This is a genomic window from Mucilaginibacter dorajii, assembly GCF_024808255.1.
GTDB lineage: Bacteria > Bacteroidota > Bacteroidia > Sphingobacteriales > Sphingobacteriaceae > Mucilaginibacter > Mucilaginibacter dorajii.
In genome coordinates this window covers 36,538-43,426 of sequence record NZ_JANTYS010000038.1, presented here as the reverse complement: position 1 = coordinate 43,426, position 6,889 = coordinate 36,538, and the positions used below count along the sequence as shown (strand labels likewise).

Here is a 6,889-nt window from a genome sequence, read left to right as displayed (position 1 = left end):
AACAAATTAAACAATAAATAGATATTTGAATTTACAGCAATAAAACATTAGTAATAAAAAAGAGGCTGATCATGATTTATGATACAGCCTCTTTCAAAAATAATAGCTAAATCCGAAATCGAAAATCCGACTTCCGAAATTAAGAGGTCATTTGTTTGCGAATGATGTTTAATGCACCACCTGCTTTAAACCACTCAATTTGCTGAGCGTTATAAGTATGGTTAACCGGGAATGATTCAACCGAGCCATCTTTGTGGTTTAATACAACAGTTAACTGTTTGCCTGGGGCAAATTCTGTCAAGCCGGTGATGTCGATGATATCATCTTCCTGGATTTTATCGTAATCGTTGTTATCGGCAAAAGTGATACCCAACATGCCTTGTTTTTTAAGGTTGGTTTCGTGGATACGGGCAAATGATTTTACCAATATGGCACGTACGCCTAAGTGACGTGGCTCCATAGCAGCGTGCTCACGTGATGAACCTTCGCCATAGTTTTCGTCGCCTACTACTATTGATCCAATGCCGTTAGCTTTGTAATCACGTTGTGTAGCCGGTACTGGTCCGTATTCGCCGGTCAGTTCATTTTTAACGCTATCGGCAGTGTTGTTAAAATAGTTGATGGCACCAATCAACATATTGTTTGATATGTTATCTAAGTGGCCACGGAACTTTAACCATGGACCAGCCATTGAAATATGATCGGTAGTACACTTGCCTTTTGCTTTGATCAGCAATTTCAAACCTTTAATATCGGTGCCTTCCCACGCGGTAAATGGCTCCAGTAATTGCAAACGTGACGATTTTGGATCAACCAATACCTGTACCTGGCTGCCATCTTCGGCAGGGGCCTGGTAACCGGCATCTTCAACAGCATAACCTTTAACCGGCATTTCAATACCCAATGGTTCGTCAAGTTTTACCTGTTCGCCATTTAAGTTGGTTAATGTATCAGTTAATGGGTTAAAAGTTAAATCACCTGCAATAGCTAAAGCAGTTACAATTTCTGGCGATGCTACAAACGCGTGTGTATTTGGGTTACCATCCTGGCGTTTTGCAAAGTTGCGGTTAAACGATGTGATGATAGAGTTTTTACGGGTAGGATCGTCTGTATGACGTGCCCACTGACCAATACATGGTCCGCAAGCGTTAGCCAATACCACACCACCCATTTGAGCAAAGGTATCCAGGTAGCCATCACGGTCAACCGTATAGCGTACCAGTTCAGATCCTGGTGTAATGGTAAACTCAGCCTTGGTAGTAAGGTGTTTGTCGATAGCCTGTTTTGCTATAGAAGCAGAACGGGTAATATCCTCGTATGATGAGTTGGTACATGAACCAATTAAGCCAACTTCTAATTTTGCAGGCCAGTTGTTTTCTTTAACAGCGGTAGCAAATTTAGAGATAGGCCAGGCCAAATCGGGTGTGAAAGGGCCATTAATGTGCGGCTCTAATTCAGATAGGTTGATCTCGATAACCTGGTCAAAGTATTGCTCAGGATTAGCGTAAACCTCTTCGTCGCCGGTTAAGTGTTCGGCAATAGCGTTAGCCAATTCGGCAATGTCGCCGCGTTTGGTTCCTGTTAAATAGGTAGCGATTTTTTCGTCGTAACCAAATACAGAAGTGGTAGCACCAATTTCGGCACCCATGTTACAGATGGTTCCTTTACCTGTTGCAGATAATGAACGCGCGCCTTCGCCAAAATATTCAACAATAGCACCGGTACCACCTTTTACGGTAAGGATACCAGCCACTTTTAAAATAACGTCTTTTGCAGATGACCAGCCAGATAATTTACCGGTTAACTTAACACCTATCAGTTTTGGGAATTTTAGTTCCCAAGGTAAGCCAGCCATAACGTCGCAGGCATCAGCACCGCCAACACCAATAGCAATCATACCTAAACCACCGGCGTTCGGCGTATGTGAATCGGTACCGATCATCATACCGCCCGGGAAGGCGTAGTTTTCTAAAACAACCTGGTGGATGATACCTGCACCGGCTTTCCAGAAACCAATACCATATTTATCAGATACGGAAGCCAGGAAGTCATAAACCTCGCGGTTAATGTCAATAGCTGTATTTAAATCGGCAACGGCGCCAACTTTTGCTTGTATCAAGTGATCGCAATGTACTGTAGAAGGAACTGCAACCTGCGGCCGGCCAGCTTGCATAAACTGTAATAAAGCCATTTGCGCTGTTGCGTCCTGCATGGCCACGCGGTCTGGTGCAAAATCAACATAGTCAACACCACGGCCAAATGCAGTTTGGGCATCACCTTCAGAAAGGTGGGCGTATAAAATTTTCTCAGTTAAAGTAAGGTGTTTACCAGTCGCTTTACGGGCAGCATCCACACGGGTGCTGTAGCGGTCGTAAACCTTTTTGATCATATCTAAATCAAAAGCCATTTGTATTTGATTTTTAGGTGAAAAGTAAAAGAAATTGACACTAAATTAATTGTCAGAAACTTAGTGCGGCGAATTTACAAAATATAACATCTATTTAATAATCAAGGTTTCGTCAATTCTTATTTGGATATGTTCTAAATAAGTGGGTAGGTGATTGTGGGGCGGGCACTTCTTCAAATTGGTGAAGCTAACCAAGCTTACCATTATCACTTGAAAGGGTTAATCAGCTTTAAGGATGGTATTTTGGTAAAACCATCTCTATCATTGCTTATCAATATCAATTTTGAAGTAATAGCCGTGGCGGCAATTATGGCATCAGGTAGTTTAAGATTGAATAACCTACGTATTTCAATCGTTTGTACTTTTACTTCGTTTTCTAATTCAAATACAATACTATCAGAAATGAAGCTTTTTAAAACGTCGAGATCATTTTCGTTTGCTGTTTTCCAACATAAAAGTTCAATCTCGGTAATGGCAGATATTGCTGGTTGATAGTTATTAATGATATCATTCATTAATATTTCGTTGGTTTCCGGGAACTGTTTTTGGAGATAATAAATAACAGTGTTCGTATCCCAAAGATATTTTAGTTCCATTCGTCACGAAGCTCATTAAATTGCCTATCTATTTCTTCGGCAGATTGTTTAGACATTGCCCCGTTATATTTTGCAGATAAATTTTTAGCTACTTGTTTTTCACCGGTATCATTTTGTATACGGATTACTTTTAGCATCTCAAGATCTTTCAACAAGTCATAAGCTTCATCTTTAAGGATATCGAGCGTTACTGTTCTCATTTTAAATGTATTTACGTAAAGTTAAGAAAAATAATTTCCCTAATAAAGCTCATTTATTAATGCTGACTTTATCGAGCATTTAGCGAATTAAAAGAGTATCCCTCCTTACTCCAAGTCTCCATCGCCCGTGGCAAAACATATTCCAGCCTGTCAAAAGCCTTCAAACTATCATGAAACACCACCATTGAACCTGCTTCGGTATATTTCATAACGTTCTTTAGGCAATCTTCTGGTTTTAGGTTGATATCAAAATCGCCGCTAAGCACATTCCACATAATGATTTTGATATCTGGCCTCGCAGATTTTAGGTCTTTTACCTGCTGTTTTTTGATTCGCCCGTAAGGAGGTCTGAACAATTCTGTGTCTAAAATTTTATCAGCCAGCAAAAAATTATCCAGGTAGGTTTTATTTTCTGTTTTCCAACCTTTAAGGTGATTATAAGTGTGGTTGCCTATAGCATGCCCGGCATCTACCACCTGCCGGAATATATCAGGATGTTTGCCTACATTGTCGCCGATGCAAAAGAAGGTGGCTTTAGCATTGTACTGTTTTAAAATATTTAAAACAAATGGTGTAACAATAGGTATGGGTCCATCGTCAAAAGTGAGATAAATGCAACGGTTAGTTTGATTTACATTCCAAATCAGCTCGGGATAAAGCTTTTTAAGCAGCCAGGGAGTTTTAACCAGGTACATATTCAAACTAAAGATAAATGTTATTAAATTTTCCGACAGATAGAAAACAACGTCGCAATGTAATCATCAGTTGCTTACCATTGTATAGAAAAACCTTATGAAACTAAAATTAATACTATCATTTAAAGCAACTGTTATTTGCAGCATCCTGTTTTCGGCGGTTACCTTTAATGCTCATGCGCAGGAGGTAATATCATTACAAAAGGCTGTTGATCTGGCGCTTGACCGCAACCTAACTATCAAACAATCGCAGTTTACGGAGGCTTTGGATGATGAAAGCTTAAAGCAATCAAAATACAATATATTGCCAAACCTTACCGCCGGACCGCAGGCGTCATTCAACTTTGGCCGTAATATCGACCCTTCAACCAATCAGTTCATTAATCAGCGTATTTTTGCCTTGAACGGAACTATCCAAACCCAGATCACATTGTTTCAGGGCGGGCAGTTGCGCAACACTATTATTCAAAACAGGTTATTGCTCGATGCTGATAAAACTGCTACGGCTAAAGTTAAAAACGACCTGATATTAAACGTGGTTACCACTTACCTGCAGGTATTAACCAACCAGGATTTGGTGAAAGCGGCACAGCAGCAAATAGATATCTCGAAAATAACATTGGATAGGGCGCAAAAGAACTTTGATGTAGGTAATCAAACCCTGGCCGATCTGTCGCAAGCTAAAGCATCTGTTTCAACTGCCGATTTGAATTATACCAATGCCGAAAATTCATATGAGTTGTCTTTATTGACTTTAAAGCAGTATATGGAAATGAGTCCGGCTACCAACATAGCGGTAGAAAAACCGGATATCAGCAAGTTAACCGATATCAACACTTTGTACAATGCCGAAGATGTGCTTAAAACAGCGGTAGCTGTTAACCCGGACGTGTTATTGGCCGAGCAACGCGAAAAAGCTACCCAGCAAGGTATTAAAGTAGCGCAGGGTAATTATTACCCAAGCCTGGTGCTATTTGGCCAGTTAGGTTCAAACTATTCAGATGCACGTGAATTATCCGGCGGCGCTGTCGCAACCGGGGGGAGTCAAACTATAGGTTACGTAAATGGTAATACCAGCCAACCAGTAACAACGCCGGTATACAGCGCTGTATTTAATAAGTATCCATTTTTTAATCAGTTAAGCGACAACTTTAACCAATCTGTAGGGGTGAGTTTACAGATCCCGATATTCGGCAGGTTCAGCGCCCGTACATCTGTACGCAAGGCTAAAATACAGTATGAAAATGCCAAGGTGACCTCGCAGCTGGCCCGCAATAACCTAAGCAAAATTATTTACCAGGCGGTGTTGGATGTAAAATCGGCCGAGAAATCATACCTGTCATCAACGCAAACCTACCTGGCTAACAAGGACGCCTTTAATATTATACAACAGCGCTATACGGTAGGACTGGTTAACTCTTTGGATTATAATACCTCGTTAACCAACTTGAACAAATCGCAGTTTGATATGATCGAAGCACAATATATGGTTATATTCAGGGCCAAAGTGATTGATTATTACCTGGGCAACCCTATAACACTTTAAGCATAAAACAATCTAAAACCGTAAAATATACAAACTCATAATCATGGGAAAAACTACTAAATATATTCTGATAGGTCTTGGCGCATTGATCGTTCTGCTGATCATTGCCAAAGCAACGGGTTTGATTGGCAAACCGCCGCTTACACAGGTTGCTACTGAAAAGGCTGATGTACGCGTAATTAACGAAACCGTATCTGCCAGCGGCAAAATAAAACCACATATTGAGGTTAAAATTAGCCCCGAGGTATCTGGCGAGGTTGTTGAACTACCAATTAAAGAAGGTGATGTGGTAAAAAAAGGCCAGTTGCTTTGTAAGATCAGGCCCGATATTTTAAAATCTGGCTATGACCGTGCTGTTGCATCGTATAATACCCAAAAAGCAAGCGTAGGCAATTCTGGTCAGCTGTTGAGGCAAGCCCAGGCTACTTTTGATAACCAGGCTGGTATTTTTAAACGTAGCGAAGCGCTTTACAAAAGTAAGGTACTTACGGTATCTGAATATGAAAACGCAAGGGCCGCTTATGAAGGTGCCAAAGCATCGTTAGAAGCCGCCAAACAAAATGTTATCGGTTCGCAATACGGTTTGGTACAAACACAGGCTTCGGTAAAGGAAGCGCAGGATAACCTGGCTAAAACTACCATTTATTCGCCTGTTGATGGTGTGGTGTCTAAACTATCGATAGAGTTAGGCGAACGTGTTTTAGGAACCCAGCAGTTTGCAGGTACCGAGATCATGACCATATCTGACCTGAGCAAATTGGATGTTAACGTTGATGTAAACGAAAACGATATTAACCGTATAGCTTTGGGCGATTCATCAAACATTGAGGTCGACGCGTTTTTAGGCAAGAAATTTACAGGTGTGGTTTCTGAAATCGGAAGCTCGGCCAATGTTGTAGGTACCACTGCCGACCAGGTTACTAACTTTACCGTTAAAGTAAGGATCAATGCTGAATCATACATGGCCTTACTTAAAAAATCGGCCGATAATCCTTCACCGTTCCGCCCGGGATTGACCGCTACGGTTGATATCAGCACTAACCAGGTGAAATCATTATCGGTACCTATTCAATCTGTAACTACCCGCGAAGAGAAAAAAGATCAGAACGGCCCGCCAAAAAAGGATGACGATAAAAGCAAGCCGGCAATTAGCCAACCCACAAAAGAATATGTATTTGTGCTAAATGGCAACAAACTGAAGCAAGTACAGGTTACTACGGGCATCCAGAACGATAGCTACATCCAGGTATTAAGCGGACTGAAAAGTGGAGACGAAGTGGTATCGGCACCTTATGCAGCTATCTCAAAAACATTAGCTGATGGAATGGTGGTTGAAAAAGTTGATAAATCGAAATTGTTTAATACCGATAATAATAAGGGTAACTAAATAAATAAGGGTAACTAAATAGAAGATATTTTATAATGACAAAGCCGCAGTCTGTTAA

General features: G+C 40.8%; 6 protein-coding genes. 2 read left to right on the top strand and 4 right to left on the bottom strand.

All coding sequences use genetic code 11. From position 1 onward, the window contains the following. Positions 1-139: 139 nt before the first annotated feature. From FHS10_RS28420 to FHS10_RS28405, 4 genes are all read right to left on the bottom strand, one after another. The gene (locus tag FHS10_RS28420; protein WP_259097542.1) at positions 140-2,407 is read right to left on the bottom strand and encodes an aconitate hydratase; all 2,268 of its coding nucleotides are present in this window, start codon (positions 2,405-2,407) and stop codon (positions 140-142) included. A gap of 206 nt (positions 2,408-2,613) precedes the next feature. Then, positions 2,614-3,003, bottom strand: a complete 390-nt coding sequence (locus FHS10_RS28415) for a type II toxin-antitoxin system VapC family toxin (RefSeq protein ID WP_259097541.1) — start codon at positions 3,001-3,003, stop codon at positions 2,614-2,616. Further along, positions 2,994-3,203 carry a hypothetical protein gene (locus tag FHS10_RS28410; RefSeq protein ID WP_259097540.1) on the bottom strand — a complete coding sequence of 70 codons (210 nt, stop codon included), beginning with the start codon at positions 3,201-3,203 and terminating at the stop codon, positions 2,994-2,996. The genes FHS10_RS28415 and FHS10_RS28410 overlap by 10 nt, the downstream gene beginning before the upstream one ends. 68 nt (positions 3,204-3,271) lie before the next feature. Further along, positions 3,272-3,898 (bottom strand): polysaccharide deacetylase family protein, encoded by a 627-nt coding sequence (locus FHS10_RS28405; RefSeq protein ID WP_259097539.1) that lies wholly within the window; start codon positions 3,896-3,898, stop codon positions 3,272-3,274. A gap of 97 nt (positions 3,899-3,995) precedes the next feature. On the opposite strand from FHS10_RS28405, the gene FHS10_RS28400 reads away from it, so the two are divergent. Both FHS10_RS28400 and FHS10_RS28395 read left to right on the top strand, forming a co-directional pair. Further along, a complete protein-coding gene (locus FHS10_RS28400; protein ID WP_259097538.1) occupies positions 3,996-5,444 on the top strand; it encodes a TolC family protein in 1,449 nt (482 codons plus the stop codon). 43 nt (positions 5,445-5,487) lie between these two features. Beyond that, positions 5,488-6,831 carry an efflux RND transporter periplasmic adaptor subunit gene (locus FHS10_RS28395; RefSeq protein WP_259097537.1) on the top strand — a complete coding sequence of 448 codons (1,344 nt, stop codon included), beginning with the start codon at positions 5,488-5,490 and terminating at the stop codon, positions 6,829-6,831. The last annotated feature ends 58 nt before the right edge of the window (positions 6,832-6,889 follow it).